This window comes from Marinospirillum insulare DSM 21763, assembly GCF_000686905.1.
Classification (GTDB): domain Bacteria; phylum Pseudomonadota; class Gammaproteobacteria; order Pseudomonadales; family Halomonadaceae; genus Marinospirillum; species Marinospirillum insulare.
This window is the reverse complement of the sequence record NZ_JMLW01000015.1, coordinates 43,583-63,943: the sequence shown is the minus strand read 5'-3', so window position 1 is coordinate 63,943 and position 20,361 is coordinate 43,583. Positions and strand designations below refer to the sequence as shown.

The following is a 20,361-nucleotide window of genomic DNA, read 5'->3' as shown; positions in this document are numbered from 1 at the left end:
AGAATGTAATCAGCAAACAGAGGTGTGTATCAATGTTTACAATGAATGATGAATTGCCAGACGTGCTTTCAAATACGCTTAAAGGACTAGCCACACCTGTGCCGCGTTTTACTGCAGATCAGCTAGATGGTTTTTTAACGCTAACGCCTGCAGATAACGTGGCACGTTTAAAAGACACTAATCATTGGCTTAGCAACTTCAACGGCCAAGTGCTTAAAAGCATGATGTCTTTGTCTTACCAGCAAAGTGATTTTTTTGCTCCTTTTGGTGTTCCACCCGAAGTGTTCACTGGTTGGCTTAAGCCGCTGGTAAAAGCAACACAAGAGGCTGTTGCAGTAGGTCGAGATCCAGACCCTGTAGCGACTGACAATATTCGTATTGAGTCTGCCTATGCTGCACGCATTAAAAGGTTGGTCATTGCTTTAACTAAAGAAGTGAAAGCAACTGAAGAAGAAATTGCTTCAGGACGTGATGATGTAACACGCTCTGGCTATAAGTTAGTGTTTGATAGAGCTGCGTGTGACCGTGTTTGTGAGCAGGCATCTGGTCAGGCTTGGTTGTTAACTAGCCTGGCTGCACTGCGACGCTTAGAGTGGCAGTACCATAGCTTCGGCCAAACACGCTTAAGAGCAATGAAAAAGCTGCTCAGGTCACTGTTACAAGTCATTGCTAATGAGCCCCTAAGTGATTTAACACGCAATCCTTATCGTAAGCTCACCCCAGAGGGCGAAAAAGTACAAGATGATGCTCAATACTTAGCAGATTGCGAATTACGTTTGCTCGCCTTATTGGCGCGTGATGCATTTGATGTACGCCGTTTTGCACTTGAGTCACCTGCATCTTTTTTAGGTGCTTGTCAGTGGGAAGAGGTACCTGGATCAGCTTTGTATTCAGTAAAATTAAGGCACTACCCTTTACCTGAAGGCATTAAGCCAAACGGTAAAACGCTTTATATGGCCAGCCCAATGATTAACCGTTGTGAGATTTTTGATCTTGCCCCGGGTAAGTCAGTCGTAGAGGGTATGCTGCAGCAGGGTTACGATATTTATATGGTTGACTATGGTAACCCTGGCCCAGATCAAGCTAACTTAGGGTTAAGCTTTTACGGTAAAACTGTGCATGACAAATACTTGGATATGATTATTGAGCGTCATCCAAAGCAAAGTATTGATGTTATGTCTTACTGCATGGGCGGCACCTTATTTATGCCCTACCTAGCGCGTAGAATTGAAGAGTTAAATATTGAAGGTGGTGAGCTGCAAATACGTCAAGTAGTACTTATGACAGCACCTATTTTCTTTGATGATGAAGCTAGTGGTCATAAGCCTATGCGTGATGTCATACGCGAGCACTATTCACCTGAAGTAATGAAAACCTTCTATGCTGGGTCTAACGTGCCACCGCAAACTATTGAAGTCGGTATGCATGCCATTCAGCCAGGTGTAGCCTTTAGTGTTGCAGAGGGTTTCTATGCTCGTGCCAATTTCCCAGGCGCAATAGACGATGCTGCACCCTTTATGCATTGGTTAAATTCTGGAACACGTTTTCCAGCACGTGCTCACCGTGAGTGGATTCAAAAAATCTTCTTAGACAATGAGATTTGGGAAGGTAAATATACACTACCTTCTAAATATCCAGAGCTAGATGGTAAGCCTGTTGATATGGACATGTTAAACATGGCGGATGTTGCACTGTTTGACTACCGTGGTTTGCGTGACCCTATTGCTCCTGTTGGCTCTTGTTTAACAAGCGAAAGGTGGGGACGTAAAGGTGGCAATATACAAATGACCTGTGGTGGGTTAAACCGTACCATCGAAAAAAATGTGGGGCATATTTTTGTGGTGAGTAAACGATTACTGGCGGAGTTTTTAGAGCTAGTAACTGACTTCCTGCAAGATGAGCCGCCGGTATATATTCCGAATAAAGAGCCTGGAACACCAGACCCTTGCCCTCCAGCTCCAGAGGCAGCAGCTGATAAGTCTGACTCGGTAAAAGAAGCTGCAAAAAAAGCACCAGAAGTGAAAACAGCTAAAGCCAAACCTAAGCCAGCAACTTCTAAAAAGAAGCCGCCAGCTAAAAAGTCTTAAGCGTTAGTTGTTTTTAGGTTGCCGTCCAAGCAGGTAAAACTCCTGATTGGGCGGTGTACCTGTTAATGACACCATACGGTTTGATAGACCAAAAAAAGCACACACAGCACCTATATCCCAAATATCTTCCCTAGTAAAACCTACTGCTTCAAGTTCTTCTACCCAAGCTTCATTTAGCTCGCCTGCCTCTAAGCTAACGTACAAAGCAAAGTCTAGCATTACACGGTGACGGTCACTGAGTGGAGCGGTTCTGTGGTTAATAGCTACTTGATCAGCGATTAGCGGATCTTTACTGTAAATACGCAATAAAGCTCCATGAGCAACCACACAGTAAAGGCAGTGATTTTGTGCACTGGTTGTTACTACTATCATTTCTTTTTCAGCTAGGGTTAGCGTTTCAGACTCTCTTTCCATTAGCGCATCATAGTAAGCAAAAAATGCACGAAACTCAGCAGGACGGTAAGCCAACATTAAAAATACATTAGGCACAAAACCTGCTTTTTCTTGTACTGCTAGAATAGTATTTTTAATATCTTCAGGTAGATCGTCAATTTCTGTAGGTAAATTAAAGTAGGGGCTCAAAGGTGATGACATGACTTTATTCCTTATTGTTGTTATTTATAGATAAATTATCCACAACCAGATTGCCGACTCGCTTATTAAATGACAAGCATAAAAAATGCCCTACTAGTCATTACCAGCAGGGCATATAACCTAACTAAGCTTAGTTAGCAGCAGAGAGTGCTTGCTCTAAGTCAGCCAGTAGGTCATCGATATGCTCAATACCTACAGATAAGCGCACCATATCTTCACTTACCCCAGCCTTAGCTAGTTCATCAGCATTTAGTTGGCGGTGAGTGGTGGACGCAGGAATAGAAGAGCAGCTTTTAGCATCGCCAATGTTAACCAAGCGATTAAACAGTTGTAGTGCATCGTAAAATTTAACACCTGCTTCTTTACCGCCCTTAATACCAAAGCTAAGAATACCTGAGGCTTTACCATCCATGTATTTTTGCGCTAGTGCATGGTCTGGGTGATCAGCTAAACCAGCATAATTAACCCAAGCTACTTGAGAGTGCTGTTTTAAATACTCAGCCACTTTTTGAGTGTTTTCACAGGTGCGCTCCATACGCAGTGCTAGGGTTTCTAATCCTTGTAAAAGGTTCCAAGCAGACTGTGCAGAAAGAGCTGCACCCATATTGCGTAAAGGAACCACTCGGGCACGAGTAATAAAGGCTGCTGCACCCACATCTTTTACATAGTTCACCCCATGATAAGAAACATCGGGTTGGTTTAGCAGTGGAAAGCGCTCAGCATTGTCACCCCAAGGAAACTTACCTGAATCAACAATAACACCACCTAGGGTAGTACCGTGTCCGCCAATGTATTTGGTGGCTGACTGAATAACTATGTCTGCGCCTTGCTCAATGGGTCGCCACAAAAAAGGAGTTGCAACAGTGTTGTCTACTATTACAGGAACACCCTGACGGTGAGCAACTTCAACTAAGCCTTCCATATCAACAACGCCACCTGAAGGGTTACCAATGGATTCGCAGAAGACTGCTTTGGTGTTAGCATCAATTAAAGCTTCTAAGCCAGCTAGGTCATTTTTATCTACAAAGCGTACTTCTATACCCTGACGAGGAAGCGTATGAGCAAAAAGATTGTATGTACCACCATAGAGCTCGCTGATTGAAACAATGTTATCGCCTGCTTGCGCTATCGTTTGAATAGCGTAAGTAATCGCAGCCATACCTGAAGCAACCGCTAAGCCAGCAATACCACCTTCAAGCGCGGCAATGCGTTGTTCTAAAATAGCGCAGGTTGGATTCATTATGCGGGTATAAATGTTGCCAGGCACTTTTAGGTCGAAGAGGTCGGCTGCATGTTGAGCCGAGTCGAAGCTAAACGAAGTGGTTTGGTGAATAGGAACTGCAACCGCATGTTGGCCATCGGGTTCATAAGCATGGTGTAGAGCAAGCGTTTCACGTTTCATCTGTGTATCCTTATTTTGAGCATTATTTAACTTTTGGTTATATTGAATGCGTTTCTTATAACTGTCAATAAAAAAGCAGGGCAAAATGGCAAAACAAAAAACCGCTTATGTTTGCATAGAATGCGGAGCAGAATACAGTAAATGGCAGGGTCAATGTACTGCTTGCAAAGAATGGAATAGTGTACAGGAAATTCGGTTAGGAGCTGCGAGTAGAAGCTCGCCCATAGCAGCTGCGCGTAGTGGATTTGCAGGTGGTTTATCTAAACAGGTACAAGACCTAGCTGAAATAGACTTACAAGACCTTCCTAGGTTTTCAACCACCTTTAATGAATTTGATCGTGTTCTAGGTGGTGGGTTGGTGCCTGGTTCTGCCGTTTTGTTGGGTGGCCACCCTGGGGCGGGTAAATCTACCCTGCTGCTACAAACGGCTTGTAAGCTGGCGCAGTTAATGAAAGTGCTTTATGTCACGGGTGAGGAATCTTTGCAGCAGGTGGCTTTAAGAGCGCAGCGGCTAAGTTTGCCAACACAGGGTTTGAAAATGCTGGCAGAAACCAGTGTTGAAAGCATTTTGGCGGTAGCCGAAGTAGAAAAACCCCAAGTACTGATAGTGGACTCAATTCAAACCATGCACGTTAGTGATCTTCAGTCGGCCCCTGGTGGTGTTGCCCAGGTTAGAGAGTCTGCTGCTTTTTTAACTCGCTTTGCTAAACAAACGCATACAGTTTTATTCTTAGTGGGTCATGTCACTAAAGATGGTTCGTTAGCAGGCCCTAAAGTTTTAGAGCACATGATAGACGCTTCCCTTTTATTAGAAGGCGAAGCAGATTCTCGCTTTCGTACTTTACGAGGCCAAAAAAACCGTTTTGGTGCAGTGAATGAGCTGGGTGTGTTTGCTATGTTGGAAGGCGGGCTAAAGGAAGTAAAAAATCCTTCGGCAATTTTTCTTTCACGCGACGAAGAAGCTGCAGCGGGTAGTGTGGTTATGGCAACCTGGGAAGGTACACGCCCTTTATTAGTGGAAGTACAGGCGTTGGTGGATGAGTCGCAACTAGGTAACCCAAGGCGGGTTGCGGTTGGCTTAGATGCTAATCGTTTGTCTATGCTCTTGGCGGTTTTGAATCGGCACGGCGGTATTTTTACAGGCGATCAAGATGTATTTTTGAACGTGGTGGGCGGTATTAAGGTATTAGAAACCAGTGCTGATTTAGCTGCCGTTATGGCAATAGTGTCTTCACTCAAAAACCAGCCGTTACCCCATGAGCTAATGGTTATTGGTGAAATAGGTTTGTCTGGAGAGATACGCCCAGTACCTAGCGGCCAAGAAAGAATTAGAGAGGCAGCTAAACATGGCTTTACCCGCGCTATTGTACCTAAAGGCAATGTACCTAAAGATATGCCAGCTGGTATGCAAGTAATAGGCGTTAGCCGGTTAAGCGAAGCCTTGGAAGCGGTTTAAACCTCTAAAAACTCACCCGACTCAAGCAAATGCATTTTGGTTTGTAAATTAAGTTGTGCTAGCTCAGCTTTAATTTCTTTTGTTTGGCTGGGTTTTAAGTGAGATAGCCAAACTTGTTTGGGTGTATGTTCTAGAGCTTGGATAAACTCGCTAAGTAACGCAGGTGTAAGGTGTTTGGCTAGTTTAGCTAACTCATCTAGCCGGTTAGGAAAGGCGCACTCAGTCATGAGTACATCTAATTTACCTAGCCTGTTCAATTCTTTCAAAACCTCTGGACCAAAGGTGGTGTCGCCTGTAAAGGCTAAAGATTCACCTTGTTGGTCAACTAGGTGGTAACCACAAGTAGGAACGATATGCTCAACTAGAAATGCAGTAAAAGTTAACCCTTCAAGGGTGAGTGGTTGGTTGGGTGTAATGGCATTAAATCGAACAACGGGTGTTTTTTCATTGGGCAGGGTTGAAAAGTCTGGCCAAATTTCCCAGTTAAAAATGTGTGTACGTAAAGTCTCTAGCACTTCTGGTAGGGCATAAACTTCAAGGGGCTCTTCTAAGTGTTCAAATAGGTTGTCGATAAGCAGAGGTAAAAAGCAAATATGATCCATGTGGGAATGGGTAATAAATATATGCTTAATTTTTAACTGTTCATCGTGGGTTAACTGACCTAAGCCTGTGCCTGCATCTAATAAAATATGTTCGTTGACTCGGTAGCAGGTGGTGTATTGTCCTGCGCCCATGCCTCCACTGCAGCCTAAAATCTCTACCTTCATCGCTAGCTCCTTGCGTGCAAGTTATTAATTGAATCTAATTGAATGCCCGGAAGGGTATGGATGTCCACTTCATCTATTTGTTCTTCGCGCAAATGTTTCTTAGCGTAATCAAGGTAAACTTTTTTGTAAACAAATAGCGTGTAGATATCTGGGTCTAAGTGATTATCTTCAACCATGCGACCCATAATGGTGAGTGCCTGAGATAGTGGCATAGGCTTTTTATAGGGTCTTTCATGGGCTGTTAAAGCTTCAAATACATCAGCAACACCCATGATTCGTGCAGGTATCGACATTTGCTCACGGGTTAGGCCGCTGGGGTAGCCTTTGCCATCCATTCGCTCGTGATGTCCGCCAGCATATTCTGGCACACGCTGGAGATGACGTGGAAAGGGTAGCTGTTCTAACATAGCAAGGGTATGCACCATGTGGCCTTCCATGATTTTACGCTCATCTTGATTAAGTGTGCCGCGACGAATACTGAGGTTGGCTAGCTCGTCATCACTTAATAGAGTTTTACGTTGTCCATTAAGATCTATCCAGCCTTCTTTGCTTAAGTTGGCAAGTCTAGTCAGGTGTTTATCTGCCATAAATTCACCGCCTGTGTTAGCGGTTTTTAAAAAGGCCAGGTCATCTTTTAGCTGGTTTTCTAGCTGGTCATAAAAATCTAGTCGAGCTTTGTCGAGTGACTGACCTTGTTTGCTTGCAGCTAGTTCTTCTTTTAGTTTCGCTACTTCTAGATCGCGACGCAAAATTTCAAAGCGGTCAGCAATAAAATCGATGCGGTCAACCAGTGTTTCTAATTTAGTCGACTTTTCCATTATATGATGGGGTGTTACTACCTTGCCGCAGTCGTGTAACCAAGCCGCTGTTTTAAGTTCATACCTGTCTTCTTCACTCATGCTAAAGCCTTCAAGCCCTGGGAAATTAATTCCATTGGCCGCTTCAGCCAACATGAGTGTTACATCAGGCACGCGCCGGCAGTGTGCGCCTGTGTGTGCAGACTTGGAGTCAATGGCGCTAGCAATAACTTGAGTGAAGCTATCGAATAGAGTGCGCAACTCATCGATAAGACGGCGGTTAGTTAGTGCCACGGCGGCTTGCGATGCTAGAGATTCTGCAATGCCTTGATCTTCCTCGTCAAACTCAACTGTTTGACCTGCTGAATTTAGTTTGTTTAATAATTGCAGTGCGGCAATTACTTCGCCTTCGTGGTTGAGTAGCGGGATAGTTAAAAAAGACTGTGAGCGATAACCGGTTTGTTCGTCAAAGGCACGAGTGCCTGAAAAGTCGAAGCCTTTTTCATCATAGGCATCTTTTATACGTGCAGTTTTTTTATTGAGAACGGACCAAGCAACAATCATGCGCTCATTAGGTGAGTTATCTTCTAAGTGTAAAGGGATAAGAGGAAAGTTATCGCCAACAGGTTGGCCACTGCCACCTAAGTGAATTTTCAACTGATCATTTTGCACTAGAGCAAAACGGAGCGAGTCGCTACTTGGCTCAACCATGTAAAGCGTGCCAGCATCAGCTTGGGTAAGTTCACGCGCACTATTTAAAATCATTTCAAGTAGTTTGCTTTGATCCTTTTGAGCAGAAAGAGCTATCCCTATAGCATTTAAACGTTTGACGCGCTCATAGCTAGGGTTAGAAGAGAGCATAGATGGCATTATTAACCCCTAGTTAACAGCAGATGGTAATTTATCTTAGCAAAAAGAATGCATGGTTAGGTGAACTGCTTCACAAATGTAGGTTGCTAAGTCTCAAGTGCCTTAGGTTGGCAAAATTAAAGTATAATGCCAAGCATATTAACTTTATAAAATTCTATGGGGAAGGTTATGGTTAGAGTTGCAGTCATGGGTGCGGGCGGTCGCATGGGTAAAACCCTAATACAGGCAGTCACTGAAAACGCAAAAGTAAAACTTGCGGCAGGGATAGTTGAGCCAGGTTCTAGTCTAGTGGGTGTTGATTTAGGCGAGCTAGCAAGCGTGAGTCGAGTAGGTGTTCAGGTAGCAGATTCTTTAGAGAAGGTTGTGGATGATTTTGACCTGTTAATAGATTTTACTGCACCTGCCGTAACCTTAGCCAATGCTGCTTTTTGTGCAGCTAAGGGTAAAGCCATGGTTATAGGTACAACCGGCTTAAATGATGAAGAAAAAGCCGAACTAGCAGTTGCAGCCAAAAAAGCACCTATCGTTTTTGCACCCAATATGAGTGTGGGCGTGAATGTCTGCTTTCGATTACTAGAGTTGGCGGCAGAAGCTTTGGGTGATGATTATGATGTGGAAATTGTTGAAGCCCATCATCGCCATAAAGTAGATGCACCTTCAGGTACTGCTTTAGGCATGGGTGAAGTGGTTGCTAAAGCTTTGGGTCGCAACCTAAAAGAAGTCGCTGTTTATGGACGAGAAGGCCAAACGGGTGCGCGTAAGTCTGAAACCATAGGTTTTGCCACCATGCGCGTTGGTGATGTGGTGGGTGATCATACGGTAGTCTTTGGTAATGAAGGTGAGCGAGTTGAAATTACCCACAAGGCATCAAGCCGTATGACTTTTGCAAAAGGTGCTGTAAGAGCTGCTGCTTGGTTAGAAAGCAAGCCTGCTGGTCTATACGATATGCAAGATGTGCTTAATTTAAAGTAATTTGGTTCTAGACCTTAGTAAGGCTTTTGCGGTAGAATTGCTTAGATAAGCGTCCAATTGCAGGGCAAAAGCTTACCTACCAAATTATATAAGAAAGCGGGATGGACACCAGTTCATCTCGCTTTTTTGCAACCCAAAATCGGTATTGGTCGTGAACAGACGGCCCTGCTGAAAGCCTGTTATGGGAGGAAACTGTTTTGACCAGACCCGCTATTCTGGCCCTAGAAGACGGCAGTGTGTTTAAAGGTATCGCTATAGGTGCTGATGGACAGACTGTTGGTGAGGTAGTATTCAACACCTCAATGACCGGCTATCAAGAAATTCTGACTGACCCTTCTTATACCCGCCAATTGGTGACTCTCACTTACCCGCACATCGGAAGCACTGGCATTAACTCAGAAGATGTTGAATCTTCTTCTATGGGTGCTGCTGGCTTAATTATTCGTGACCTTCCTTTGTTGGCAAGCAACTTCCGTAGTGAAATGTCTTTAAGTGATTATTTACAAAAAAACAACCTTGTTGCTATTAGTGAGATAGATACACGCCGCTTAACCCACCTGTTGCGTAATAAAGGCACGCTAAAAGGCTGTATCTTAGCGGGCGAAGCTGCCGCTGCAGATAAGGCTGAAGAGCAAGCCATTACAGCAGCAAAAAACTCTGTTGGCTTAAAAGGCTTAGATTTAGTTAAAGAAGTCACCACCAAAACAGTTCAAGAGTGGAATGAGGGTGTGTGGGCTTTAGGTGCAGGCTACCCACAACATGACCCAGCCAAGCAGGATTATCATGTGGTGGCTTATGACTATGGTGTGAAGTTCAATATGTTACGTATGTTGGCTAGCCGTGGTTGTCGTGTCACTTTGGTGCCTGCCGCTACACCAGCAGCTGATGTTTTGGCTATGAATCCTGATGGCGTATTTTTAACCAACGGTCCAGGTGATCCAGAGCCTTGTGACTATGCTATTAAAGCCATCGCTGAAATACTAGAAACAGACATGCCTGTCTTTGGTATTTGCCTAGGCCACCAATTATTAGCTCTAGCCTCAGGTGCTAAAACAGTAAAAATGCCAACAGGGCATCATGGTGCCAATCATCCAGTACAAGATTTAGACACCAAAGTTGTGATGATCACCAGTCAAAATCATGGCTTTGCCGTAGATGAAAGCTCCTTACCTGCAACCTTACGTGCTACGCACAAGTCGTTGTTCGATGGCACCTTGCAAGGTATAGAGCGTACCGATAAAGCAGCTTTTAGTTTTCAAGGTCACCCAGAAGCTAGCTCAGGTCCAAAGGATGTATCTTCCTTGTTTGATCGCTTTATTGCTTTGATCGAAGCCCGTAAAAATTCGGCCGCCTGAACCCGTTAGAAATTGAGAGTTTTATGCCAAAACGTACAGATATTAAAAGCATACTGATTCTAGGTGCTGGCCCTATTGTTATAGGTCAGGCCTGCGAGTTTGACTATTCAGGTGCGCAAGCCTGTAAAGCACTGCGTGAAGAGGGTTATCGAGTTATTTTGGTTAACTCTAATCCTGCCACTATTATGACCGACCCTGTTATGGCTGATGCGACCTACATCGAGCCTATCCACTGGGAAGTAGTAGAAAAAATTATTGAAAAAGAGCGTCCAGATGCCTTGCTACCAACTATGGGTGGTCAAACGGCACTTAACTGCGCTCTAGACCTAGAGAAATACGGCGTACTAGAAAAGTATGGCGTAGAAATGATAGGTGCTAACGCAGACACTATTGACAAAGCAGAAGACCGTCAGCGCTTTGATACAGCCATGAAAAAAATTGGCTTAGAGTGCCCGCGCGCCAAAATTGCTCATAGCATGGAAGAAGCTTGGCAGGTACAAGCAGACCTGGGTTTTCCTTGCATTATTCGCCCTTCCTTTACCATGGGCGGATCAGGCGGCGGTATCGCCTACAACAAAGAAGAGTTTGAAGAGATTTGTTTGCGTGGTCTAGACCTCTCACCTACCAAAGAGCTGCTGATTGATGAGTCGCTGATTGGTTGGAAAGAATACGAGATGGAAGTCGTACGCGACAAAAATGATAACTGTATTATCGTTTGTTCAATTGAAAACTTCGATGCCATGGGTGTGCATACCGGAGACTCAATTACCGTAGCACCAGCGCAAACCCTAACCGACAAAGAATACCAAATCATGCGTGATGCCTCTTTGGCAGTTTTGCGTGAAATAGGTGTTGAAACGGGTGGCTCTAACGTGCAGTTTGGTATCTGCCCAGATACTGGCCGCATGGTTGTGATTGAAATGAACCCGCGTGTGAGTCGTTCGTCAGCTTTAGCATCGAAAGCAACAGGCTTCCCGATTGCTAAAATTGCTGCCAAATTAGCGGTAGGTTACACCCTAGATGAACTACAAAATGATATTACCGGTGGTTTAACGCCTGCTTCATTTGAGCCAACCATCGATTATGTTGTTACTAAAATTCCTCGATTCACCTTTGAAAAATTTCCTCAAGCCAATGACCGCCTAACCACGCAAATGAAGTCGGTGGGTGAGGTAATGGCCATAGGTCGCACTTTCCAAGAATCTTTGCAAAAAGCCTTGCGCGGCCTAGAAGTGGGTGTGAATGGCTTAGATCCAAAATTAGAAAAGTTTGATGATGAATCTTTGGCCAGCCTTAAGCGTGAACTACAAAACCCAGGTGCCGATCGCATTTGGTACATAGGTGATGCCTTCCGCTCAGGCATGAGTTTAGAAGAAATACACCGCCTTACTCATGTTGATCACTGGTACCTAATTCAGCTTGAAGAGTTAATTAACTTAGAAGCTGAAGTTTCACGCACCGGTTTTGGTGACCTAGATTATGACAAGGTTTACCGCCTAAAACGTAAAGGTTTCTCAGATGCCCGTTTAGCAGAATTGCTGGGAGTGTCTGAAAACTCTTTCCGTAAATTACGCCACCAGTTTAATGTACATCCAACCTATAAGCGCGTAGATACCTGTGCAGCAGAGTTTTCTACCAGCACTGCTTATATGTATTCCACCTACGAAGAAGAGTGTGAAGCTAGCCCCTCTAACCGCGATAAAATTATGGTTTTAGGTGGCGGCCCTAACCGTATAGGTCAGGGTATAGAGTTTGACTATTGCTGTGTTCATGCTGCCTTTGCTATGCGTGATGATGGTTACGAAACCATTATGGTGAACTGTAACCCAGAAACCGTTTCTACTGACTATGACACTTCTGATCGCCTCTACTTTGAGCCGGTAACCCTAGAAGACGTATTAGAGATAGTTCAAAAAGAACAGCCTAAGGGTGTGATAGTACAGTTTGGTGGTCAAACCCCATTGAAGCTGGCGCGTGAATTAGAAGCGGCTGGTGTACCAATTATAGGTACAACACCTGATGCAATTGACCGTGCTGAAGACCGTGAGCGTTTCCAGCAAATGATTGAAAAACTAGACCTGGTTCAGCCACCCAATGCAACGGTACGTAGTTTTGATGAAGCCTTAGCAAAAGCTGAAAACATAGGCTATCCCTTAGTTGTGCGTCCTTCCTATGTGTTAGGTGGCCGAGCAATGGAAATTGTTTATGGCCCAGAAGAGTTAGAACGCTACCTAACCAGTGCTGTTAAAGTTTCCAATGACAGCCCAGTATTGTTAGACCATTTCTTAAACGCAGCCATAGAAATTGATGTTGATGCGGTGTGCGATGGTAAAGATGTGGTGATAGGCGGCATTATGCAGCATATTGAACAAGCCGGTGTTCACTCAGGTGACTCAGCTTGTTCTTTACCACCCTATTCTTTACCTGCCGAAGTTCAGGACAGAATGCGTGTTGTAATTGCCAAAATGGCACGAGAGTTGGGTGTGGTTGGCTTAATGAACGTGCAACTTGCCTACCAAGACGACACTATTTATGTGATAGAAGTGAACCCGCGTGCATCACGTACGGTACCTTTTGTGTCCAAATGCATAGGTACCTCGCTAGCACAAGTAGCTGCCCGCTGTATGGCAGGTACTAGCCTGAAAGATCAGGGTTTTGAAAAGGAAATTATTCCGCCTTTCTTTAGCGTTAAAGAGGCCGTTTTCCCTTTCAACAAGTTCCAGGGTGTCGACCCGATTCTTGGCCCAGAAATGAAGTCTACAGGTGAAGTGATGGGTAGTGGCGCTACCTTTGCTGAAGCCTTTATGAAATCACAACTGGGTGCAGGCGAAAAAATGCCTAAGGCCGGTGGTTTAGCTTTTCTTTCAGTGCGTGAGGCAGACAAGCCTTACATAGCTGAAGTTGCAGCCTCTTTAGATAAACTGGGTTTTAAGCTAATAGCGACTAGCGGTACTGCCGCAGTATTAAAAGCAGCTGGCTATGAGGCTGAAGTGGTAAATAAAGTGGCAGAAGGTCGCCCACATATAGTAGATAAGGTTAAAAATGATGAAATAGCCTATATCGTTAATACCACTGAAGGTCGTCAATCTACAGCAGACTCTGCTGGTATTCGACGTGCCGCTTTACAGCATAAGGTGCCTTACAGCACCACCCTAGCCGGAGCGGCTGCCCTGTGCCAAGCGCTAGAATATGGTATGAATATTCAAGTGCGTCGTTTGCAGGATCTGCATCAAGGAGATGTATAGTTATGCAAAAAAGTCCAATGACTCTAGCAGGTGAAAAAAACCTGCGTGAAGAGTTGAATCAATTAAAAACAGTAGAGCGACCCCAGGTTATTGCTGCTATTGCTGAAGCCAGAGAGCATGGTGATTTAAAAGAAAATGCTGAATACCATGCTGCTCGAGAACAACAAGGCTTTATCGAAGGTCGTATTCAAGAAATTGAAGGTAAGTTATCTAACGCGCAGGTTATTGATGTCACTACCCTGCCCAAGGTGGGTAAAGTGGTTTTTGGTGTGACAGTTGATTTAATCAACCTAGATACCGATGAAGAGGTAACTTATACCCTAGTAGGTGAAGATGAAGCCAACGTTAATATTGGTAAAATATCTTACACTTCACCTATAGCGCGAGGCCTAATAGGTAAAGAAGAGGGCGATGTTGCACATATCAAAACCCCTAAGGGTGATGTGGAGTTTGAGATAGGTGAAATTCGTTACGGTGAAGAAGGTTAGCTAAGTTTGTTGACTGTTTCGTTAATGAGCACCTAATAAAAAAACCGCATACTTTTTTAAAAAAGGTGCGGTTTTTTTGTTTAACTAAAATCTATTCAGCAAAACGTAACAAATTAGACAATTTAGGGTTAGGTTTGCGAGCTGCACGGTAATAAAGCCCAATTTTGCCGATGGTTTGCACGAGTTCGGCTTGAAGCTTGTCAGCTAATTGCGCCATCATTGCATTGCGATCATCACGGTCATCTAGGTTAAAACGTATTTTAATCAGTTCGTGGTCAGTTATTGCGCGGTCGGCTTCTTTTACAACACCTTCTGACAAGCCATTCTCTGCAATAAGTACCACCGGGTTGAGGTCGTGACCTAAGGTTCTTAGTTGTTTCTTTTGTGTGCCTTTCAGGCTCATGTTAATCTACTCAGCTTTAGTTAATTAGGGCAGCAGTTGCTGTTTCGCCTATTCTAGTGCCTGAAGGTGGTTTAGGTCATCCTTTAGCTGGCTAAAATTTTTTATGAGGTTCTTGTGGCACGTTCAAAAACCAGTGCAGCTTGGCTAAAAGAGCATGTAGATGATGTGTGGGTCAAAAAAGCACAAAAAGATGGTTATCGATCGCGTGCTACCTATAAGCTAGCTGAAATTGATGAAAAGGATCGATTGTTTCGTCCAGGTATGACGGTTATTGACTTAGGTTCAGCACCCGGAGGCTGGTCGCAGTTGCTGTCTGAAAAGTTGGGTAGCCAAGGAAAAATTATTGCTTCAGATATTTTGCCTATGGATGCAGTTCCCGATGTGGAGTTTATTCAAGGTGATTTTACAGAAGATGAAATTCTGGAATTATTGCTTGAGTCCATGCAAGGAAAACAAGCAGACCTTGTAATTTCAGATATGGCACCCAATCTCAGTGGAATGAATGCTATAGATCAACCCAAAGCAATGTATCTGGTAGAGTTAGCACTCGATCTTGCTGAGCAGGTGTTAAAGCCGCAGGGTGATTTTTTAGCAAAAGTTTTTCAAGGTGAAGGTTATGAAGAGTATTTAAAGCTCTTGCGCAGCCGCTTCACCAAAGTTTTAACGCGTAAACCCGTGGCATCGAGAGCTAGGTCTCGTGAAGTTTATTTATTAGCTAGAGGCTACAAGGGATAAAAGCTAGTAACAGTGTTTAGCTATTGTGGTCATATAAAGAATAAATTGAATTGTTACCCTTTGGTATCGGTCTTAGCTGTTAAGTGATGTAGTATAGTTATTCTGTTTAGTCTGACTTTAATCAACTCATTGTTGGTCAGACAAAATCTACAAAGAGGGCATTGCCTTGAACGATATGGCCAAAAATCTCATTCTATGGCTGGTCATCGCAGCAGTTTTGCTGACGGTGTTTAACAGCTTTAATGTTGAAACCACGCCAAACACCACAAACTACTCTCAGTTTGTGCATGAAGTGCAGCAAAAAAGAGTTAAGAAAGTAGTTATTGATGGCTACGATATTTTTGGAGAGCGGGTAGATGGATCACGCTTTCAAACAATTCGTCCAGCTGCAGATGACCCGCGTTTAATGGATGACCTACTAAGCAACAATGTTCTAGTCGAAGGTAAAAAGCCTGAAGGACAGAGCATTTGGATGCGCTTATTGGTTGCTAGCTTTCCTATCTTGTTAATTATGGCTGTATTTATGTTCTTTATGCGCCAAATGCAAGGTGGTGCTGGTGGTAAAGGCGGGCCGATGAGTTTTGGTAAGTCTAAGGCACGTTTATTAACTCAAGATCAAATTAAAACAACCTTTGCTGATGTAGCAGGCTGTGATGAAGCTAAAGAAGACGTAGCCGAGCTGGTTGAGTTTCTACGTGATCCAGGTAAGTTTCAGCGTCTGGGCGGTAAAATTCCCCGTGGTGTCTTAATGGTGGGTAGCCCGGGTACAGGTAAAACCTTGTTAGCCAAGGCTGTAGCAGGTGAAGCTAAGGTACCTTTCTTTAGTATTTCAGGTTCAGACTTTGTAGAAATGTTTGTGGGTGTGGGTGCTTCTCGTGTACGCGATATGTTCGAACAAGCCAAAAAAAGCTCACCCTGCATTATTTTTATAGATGAAATAGATGCTGTAGGTCGTCACCGTGGTGCAGGTATGGGTGGTGGTAATGATGAGCGAGAACAAACGCTTAACCAGTTACTTGTAGAGATGGACGGTTTTGAAGCTAACGATGGTGTGATAGTAATAGCAGCAACTAACCGGCCAGATGTGCTTGACCAAGCTCTACTACGCCCAGGTCGATTTGACCGCCAAGTAGTGGTTGCTTTGCCAGATATTCGTGGTCGTGAACAAATACTGAATGTTCACATGCGCAAAGTACCTTTAGATGATGATGTTAAGCCTTCTGTTATTGCTCGTGGTACACCTGGCTTCTCAGGTGCAGACTTAGCTAACCTAGTGAACGAAGCAGCTCTTTTCTCTGCTCGTACTAATCGTCGCTTAGTGAGTATGGAAGAGTTTGATAAGGCCAAAGATAAAATCATGATGGGCGCTGAGCGTAAGTCCATGGTGATGACAGAAAAAGATAAAACCATGACTGCTTACCATGAAGCAGGTCATGCTATTTTAGGTCGCTTATTGCCCGACCATGACCCGGTATATAAAGTCTCAATTATTCCACGTGGCCGTGCTTTAGGTGTAACCATGTTCTTGCCTGAAGAAGACAAGGTTTCTTACAGTCGCCGCTATTTGTTGAGTCGCATTACCTCTGCCTACGGTGGTCGTATTGCTGAAGAAATGTTCTATGGTGCAGATGGTGTTTCTACAGGTGCATCGAATGATATTCAGCAAGCCACTAAAATGGCACGCAACATGGTAACCAAGTGGGGCTTATCCGATAAAGCAGGCCCTGTGCTTTATACAGAAGATGACAGCGATCCCTTTCTTAAAGGTGGAGGCGGTGGCTCCGGTAGTGGCATGGGTGTTGGTGGTGATACAGCTAAGCTACTTGATGCAGAAATTAGAAAAATTCTGGATGACTGCTATGAAGAAGCCGTTAAACTGCTTGAAGAGCACCGTGAACAAATGGAGTTAATGAAGGATGCCTTAATGGAATATGAAACCATTGATGCCAGCCAAATTGACGACATAATGAAAGGTATAAAACCTCAGCCACCTAAAGACTGGAATGATGATGGTGAGGGTGGAGTAAAGGCTGATACTGATTCTGCCCAGGCTAACCAAGAAGCTGAAGATGCAGAAGAGGATAGAAAGCCTGATATTAAACCTGCAGACCCTCTGGGTGGTTCAGTTCACTAGTTGGTCACTAAGCTCAGTTCTAACCCCGCTTTGGCGGGGTTTTCTTTGAATAGACGTTATGTTTTCTAAAATATTTCCACTAGTTGATCTAAAGCAGCCCCAAATAATGGGCATAGTTAATGTTACGCCTGATTCTTTCTCCGATGGCGGTCGTTACACCTCAGTTAATCTGGCAATTAAACAAGCCTTAGATTTAGAAGCAGAAGGCGCTAGCTTTATAGACTTGGGTGGTGAATCTACCCGTCCGGGTGCTAAGGATGTCGGTGAGCAAGAAGAGTTAGATCGTGTTTTACCTGTGTTGGAAGGCTTGCGCAAAGAATCAGCAGTGATGATCTCAATCGACACCAGCAACCCTAAGCTGATGCTGGAGGCGGCTAAGCTAGGTGCTAACTTGTTGAATGATGTGCGCTCTTTTACTCGTGAAGGTGCGCTAGAAGCTGCTCAAGCAACCAACTTACCTGTTTGTATTATGCACATGCGTGGTGAACCCTCATCTATGCAGCAGCAAACTGATTACTTGGATGTGGTTGCAGAAGTAAAAAACTGGTTAGCTAAACGAATGCAAGCTTGTGTTGCTGCAGGTATAGCCGAAGAAAAGATTTTACTCGACCCAGGTTTTGGATTTGCCAAACTGCTACCCCACAATTTAGCCTTGCTGGCTAACTTAAATAAACTCACCAGTTTAAATAGACCCTTATTGGTTGGCATGTCTCGTAAGCGCATGCTGGGTGAGATTACTGGCAAGGCAGCACTAGATAGAGATGCTGCAGGTATTGGTGCGCATTTGTTAGCTGCGCAGCAGGGTGCTAAAATTTTACGCGTTCACTCAGTTGCAGGCTTAAAGGATGCTTTGCAGGTTTGGCAGGCAACAGAGCAGGCTTTAAACCTTACTTAAAATCAGGACTAATAATGACTAGAAAATATTTTGGTACAGATGGAATTCGTGGGCGTGTGGGTGAGCATCCAATTACCCCAGATTTTGTACTAAAGCTAGGTTGGGCAGCGGGTAAGGTGTTTGCCAAACAAGGTAAAAAACGTATTTTAATCGGTAAAGACACGCGTTTATCTGGTTATATGTTTGAGTCAGCATTAGAGGCAGGCTTATCTGCTGCTGGGGTTGATGTCTATTTGCTTGGCCCTATGCCTACTCCTGGAATAGCCTATCTCACCCAAACCTTCCATGCCGATGCAGGCATAGTTATTAGTGCATCGCATAATTCTTTTGAAGATAACGGCATTAAGTTCTTTTCAAGAAGTGGTGAAAAGCTACCCGATGAGGTAGAGCTAGAAATTGAAGCCTGGCTAGAAAACCCCATCGAAACAGTTGCACCAGCATTGCTAGGGAAAGCTAGACGCATTAATGATGCCGCTGGACGTTATATCGAATTTTGCAAAAACACTTTGCCTTTTAATGCTAGTTTGCAAGGTATGACCTTAGTCGTGGATTGTGCTCACGGTGCTACCTACCACATTGCACCTGAGGTTTTTAGAGAGCTAGGTGCCAGTGTAGATGTGATTGGTGCACAGCCTGATGGCTTAAATATAAACAAAGGCTATGGCTCTACTAATCCACGAGCTCTGCAAGATAGAGTGCTAGAAACAGGGGCAGATCTAGGTATAGGTTTCGATGGTGATGGTGACAGGCTAGTAATGGTCACTCGCACCGGTCGTCTGCTAGATGGCGATGATCTGCTTTATATTCTTGCCAAAAACCTGCAAAGCAAAGACCAGTTACAAGGCGGAATTGTAGGTACGGAAATGAGTAACCTAGGCTTAGAGTTAGCCTTAGCAGAAGCTGAAATTCCCTTTATACGTGCCAAAGTGGGCGACCGTTATGTAATGGCCGAGCTACAAAAGAAAAACTGGTTAGTGGGTGGCGAAAACTCAGGTCACTTAGTTTGCCGCCATGTGCAATCAACGGGTGACGGTATTGTTGCTGCATTGCAAGTCTTGCAAGCCATTCAAGAAGCTGATGGCCAAGTAGATGTTTTACTGCAAGGAATGAAAAAAATGCCGCAAAGTCTGGTTAATATTCGTACCGATGACAACAAAGACGCACTAATACGCCATCCACAAGTGCAAGCTAAAATAAAAGATATTGAAGCTCGTATGAACGGTCGCGGTAGAATTTTATTGCGCCCTTCAGGTACTGAACCATTACTTAGGGTTATGGTGGAAGGTGATGAACAAGAAGAAGTTCAGGCGTTAGCAGAAGAGATAGCAGCAGTGATTACTGATGTTGCTAGTTGAGCTTAGAGCAGATTTTTAATAGAATCCATGCCCCTGAATTATTTATAGGCTGAATTAATGCGACAAAAATTGGTAGCAGGCAACTGGAAAATGCATGCTAGTCAGCAGATGGTAACCAGTCTGCTCGAAAAAATGCTTAGTAAGCAAGCACCTAGCGCCAAGTTATTGGTTTTTCCACCCTACCCTTACTTGTCACAAGCAATACAGATTTTAGCTGAGAGTAATATTGGAGTAGGGGCACAAGATTGTTCACAAGCAGAAGATGGTGCCTACACTGGTGAAGTTTCTGCCACCATGTTGGCAGATCTAGGTGTTAGCCATGTTTTGCTTGGGCACTCAGAACGCCGCCAGTATCACTCAGAAACTGACGCATCGGTTGTAGAAAAGGCTAAACGAGCTTTGGCAGCAGGCATTATCCCAGTTATTTGTGTGGGAGAAACCTTGGCGCAACGTGAAGCTGGTGAAACTAATCAGGTGGTTTCACAACAGTTAACACCCCTAGTTAAGCAATTATCCTTGGCGCAATTACAAAAAGTGGTTGTAGCCTACGAGCCAGTTTGGGCTATAGGTACAGGTTTAACTGCAACACCCGAGCAGGCGCAAGAAGTTCATGCCTTTCTACGCTCGCTAGTAGCAAAAGTAGATAAAGCATTAGCAGAAAAAATGTTGTTCTTGTATGGCGGTAGTATGAAGCCTGATAATGCTGCGTCATTACTTAAAATGCCAGATATAGATGGCGGGTTGATTGGTGGAGCATCGCTAGATGCTGATCAGTTTTTAGCAATCGGAAAAGCAGCGGAATAATA

At 44.2% G+C, this 20,361-nt stretch carries 16 protein-coding genes; 11 read left to right on the top strand and 5 right to left on the bottom strand.

The window, feature by feature from the left end; translation table 11 throughout:
- Positions 1-32: 32 nt before the first annotated feature.
- Positions 33-2,087 (top strand): alpha/beta hydrolase, encoded by a 2,055-nt coding sequence (locus BP27_RS0107670; RefSeq protein ID WP_027851056.1) that lies wholly within the window; start codon positions 33-35, stop codon positions 2,085-2,087.
- Positions 2,088-2,090: 3 nt separating this feature from the next.
- Here BP27_RS0107670 and BP27_RS0107665 read toward each other — a convergent pair whose 3' ends face one another.
- Together BP27_RS0107665 and BP27_RS0107660 are read right to left on the bottom strand one after the other, a co-directional pair.
- Positions 2,091-2,681, bottom strand: coding sequence for a peroxidase-related enzyme (locus BP27_RS0107665; RefSeq protein WP_027851055.1), 591 nt, complete (start codon positions 2,679-2,681; stop codon positions 2,091-2,093).
- A 130-nt stretch (positions 2,682-2,811) separates the two neighbouring features.
- A complete protein-coding gene (locus BP27_RS0107660) occupies positions 2,812-4,083 on the bottom strand; it encodes an O-acetylhomoserine aminocarboxypropyltransferase/cysteine synthase family protein (protein WP_027851054.1) in 1,272 nt (423 codons plus the stop codon).
- A gap of 85 nt (positions 4,084-4,168) precedes the next feature.
- On the opposite strand from BP27_RS0107660, the gene radA reads away from it, so the two are divergent.
- Entirely contained in the window at positions 4,169-5,539 is a 1,371-nt protein-coding gene (radA, locus tag BP27_RS0107655; RefSeq protein WP_027851053.1) for a DNA repair protein RadA, read from the top strand.
- Here radA and BP27_RS0107650 read toward each other — a convergent pair.
- Together BP27_RS0107650 and BP27_RS0107645 are read right to left on the bottom strand one after the other, a co-directional pair.
- A complete protein-coding gene (locus tag BP27_RS0107650) occupies positions 5,536-6,306 on the bottom strand; it encodes an MBL fold metallo-hydrolase (protein WP_027851052.1) in 771 nt (256 codons plus the stop codon). The two genes, radA and BP27_RS0107650, sit on opposite strands and share 4 nt — an antisense overlap.
- Positions 6,307-6,308: 2 nt before the next feature.
- Positions 6,309-7,973 carry an HD family phosphohydrolase gene (locus BP27_RS0107645; RefSeq protein WP_084324542.1) on the bottom strand — a complete coding sequence of 555 codons (1,665 nt, stop codon included), beginning with the start codon at positions 7,971-7,973 and terminating at the stop codon, positions 6,309-6,311.
- A gap of 168 nt (positions 7,974-8,141) precedes the next feature.
- Between BP27_RS0107645 and dapB the strand changes: the two genes are divergently transcribed.
- The 4 genes from dapB to greA all read left to right on the top strand — a co-directional run bounded on the left by dapB (position 8,142) and on the right by greA (position 14,033).
- Positions 8,142-8,945, top strand: coding sequence for a 4-hydroxy-tetrahydrodipicolinate reductase (dapB, locus tag BP27_RS0107640; RefSeq protein ID WP_027851050.1), 804 nt, complete (start codon positions 8,142-8,144; stop codon positions 8,943-8,945).
- 197 nt (positions 8,946-9,142) lie between these two features.
- A complete protein-coding gene (carA, locus tag BP27_RS0107635) occupies positions 9,143-10,300 on the top strand; it encodes a glutamine-hydrolyzing carbamoyl-phosphate synthase small subunit (RefSeq protein ID WP_027851049.1) in 1,158 nt (385 codons plus the stop codon).
- A 23-nt stretch (positions 10,301-10,323) separates the two neighbouring features.
- Positions 10,324-13,545, top strand: a complete 3,222-nt coding sequence (carB, locus tag BP27_RS0107630; RefSeq protein WP_027851048.1) for a carbamoyl-phosphate synthase large subunit — start codon at positions 10,324-10,326, stop codon at positions 13,543-13,545.
- Positions 13,546-13,547: 2 nt separating this feature from the next.
- Positions 13,548-14,033 carry a transcription elongation factor GreA gene (greA, locus tag BP27_RS0107625; RefSeq protein ID WP_027851047.1) on the top strand — a complete coding sequence of 162 codons (486 nt, stop codon included), beginning with the start codon at positions 13,548-13,550 and terminating at the stop codon, positions 14,031-14,033.
- Between the two features lie 91 nt (positions 14,034-14,124).
- Here greA and BP27_RS0107620 read toward each other — a convergent pair whose 3' ends face one another.
- Complete coding sequence (locus tag BP27_RS0107620; protein ID WP_027851046.1) at positions 14,125-14,436, bottom strand: YhbY family RNA-binding protein; 312 nt, start codon at positions 14,434-14,436, stop codon at positions 14,125-14,127.
- Positions 14,437-14,550: 114 nt separating this feature from the next.
- Here BP27_RS0107620 and rlmE point away from each other — a divergent pair, with 114 nt between their 5' ends.
- The 5 genes from rlmE to tpiA all read left to right on the top strand — a co-directional run bounded on the left by rlmE (position 14,551) and on the right by tpiA (position 20,359).
- Positions 14,551-15,171 (top strand): 23S rRNA (uridine(2552)-2'-O)-methyltransferase RlmE, encoded by a 621-nt coding sequence (gene rlmE, locus BP27_RS0107615; protein ID WP_027851045.1) that lies wholly within the window; start codon positions 14,551-14,553, stop codon positions 15,169-15,171.
- A gap of 166 nt (positions 15,172-15,337) precedes the next feature.
- The gene (gene ftsH / locus BP27_RS0107610) at positions 15,338-17,305 is read left to right on the top strand and encodes an ATP-dependent zinc metalloprotease FtsH (protein WP_027851044.1); all 1,968 of its coding nucleotides are present in this window, start codon (positions 15,338-15,340) and stop codon (positions 17,303-17,305) included.
- 58 nt (positions 17,306-17,363) lie between these two features.
- Positions 17,364-18,200, top strand: coding sequence for a dihydropteroate synthase (folP, locus tag BP27_RS0107605; RefSeq protein ID WP_027851043.1), 837 nt, complete (start codon positions 17,364-17,366; stop codon positions 18,198-18,200).
- A 14-nt stretch (positions 18,201-18,214) separates the two neighbouring features.
- A complete protein-coding gene (gene glmM / locus BP27_RS0107600; protein ID WP_027851042.1) occupies positions 18,215-19,555 on the top strand; it encodes a phosphoglucosamine mutase in 1,341 nt (446 codons plus the stop codon).
- Between the two features lie 57 nt (positions 19,556-19,612).
- On the top strand, positions 19,613-20,359 hold the full coding sequence (tpiA, locus tag BP27_RS0107595; RefSeq protein ID WP_027851041.1) for a triose-phosphate isomerase: 747 nt from the start codon (positions 19,613-19,615) through the stop codon (positions 20,357-20,359).
- The last annotated feature ends 2 nt before the right edge of the window (positions 20,360-20,361 follow it).

Excerpts from the sequence above, each read along its gene's own strand:
- BP27_RS0107650 (WP_027851052.1), bottom strand. The coding sequence starts at position 6,306 with ATGAAGGTAGAGATTTTAGGCTGCAGTGGAGGCATGGGCGCAGGACAA.
- BP27_RS0107620 (WP_027851046.1), bottom strand. The coding sequence starts at position 14,436 with ATGAGCCTGAAAGGCACACAAAAGAAACAACTAAGAACCTTAGGTCAC.
- BP27_RS0107645 (WP_084324542.1), bottom strand. The coding sequence starts at position 7,973 with ATGCCATCTATGCTCTCTTCTAACCCTAGCTATGAGCGCGTCAAACGT.
- BP27_RS0107660 (WP_027851054.1), bottom strand. The coding sequence starts at position 4,083 with ATGAAACGTGAAACGCTTGCTCTACACCATGCTTATGAACCCGATGGC.
- greA (WP_027851047.1), top strand. The coding sequence starts at position 13,548 with ATGCAAAAAAGTCCAATGACTCTAGCAGGTGAAAAAAACCTGCGTGAA.
- radA (WP_027851053.1), top strand. The coding sequence starts at position 4,169 with ATGGCAAAACAAAAAACCGCTTATGTTTGCATAGAATGCGGAGCAGAA.
- glmM (WP_027851042.1), top strand. The coding sequence starts at position 18,215 with ATGACTAGAAAATATTTTGGTACAGATGGAATTCGTGGGCGTGTGGGT.
- BP27_RS0107670 (WP_027851056.1), top strand. The coding sequence starts at position 33 with ATGTTTACAATGAATGATGAATTGCCAGACGTGCTTTCAAATACGCTT.
- tpiA (WP_027851041.1), top strand. The coding sequence starts at position 19,613 with ATGCGACAAAAATTGGTAGCAGGCAACTGGAAAATGCATGCTAGTCAG.
- folP (WP_027851043.1), top strand. The coding sequence starts at position 17,364 with ATGTTTTCTAAAATATTTCCACTAGTTGATCTAAAGCAGCCCCAAATA.
- carB (WP_027851048.1), top strand. The coding sequence starts at position 10,324 with ATGCCAAAACGTACAGATATTAAAAGCATACTGATTCTAGGTGCTGGC.
- BP27_RS0107665 (WP_027851055.1), bottom strand. The coding sequence starts at position 2,681 with ATGTCATCACCTTTGAGCCCCTACTTTAATTTACCTACAGAAATTGAC.
- dapB (WP_027851050.1), top strand. The coding sequence starts at position 8,142 with ATGGTTAGAGTTGCAGTCATGGGTGCGGGCGGTCGCATGGGTAAAACC.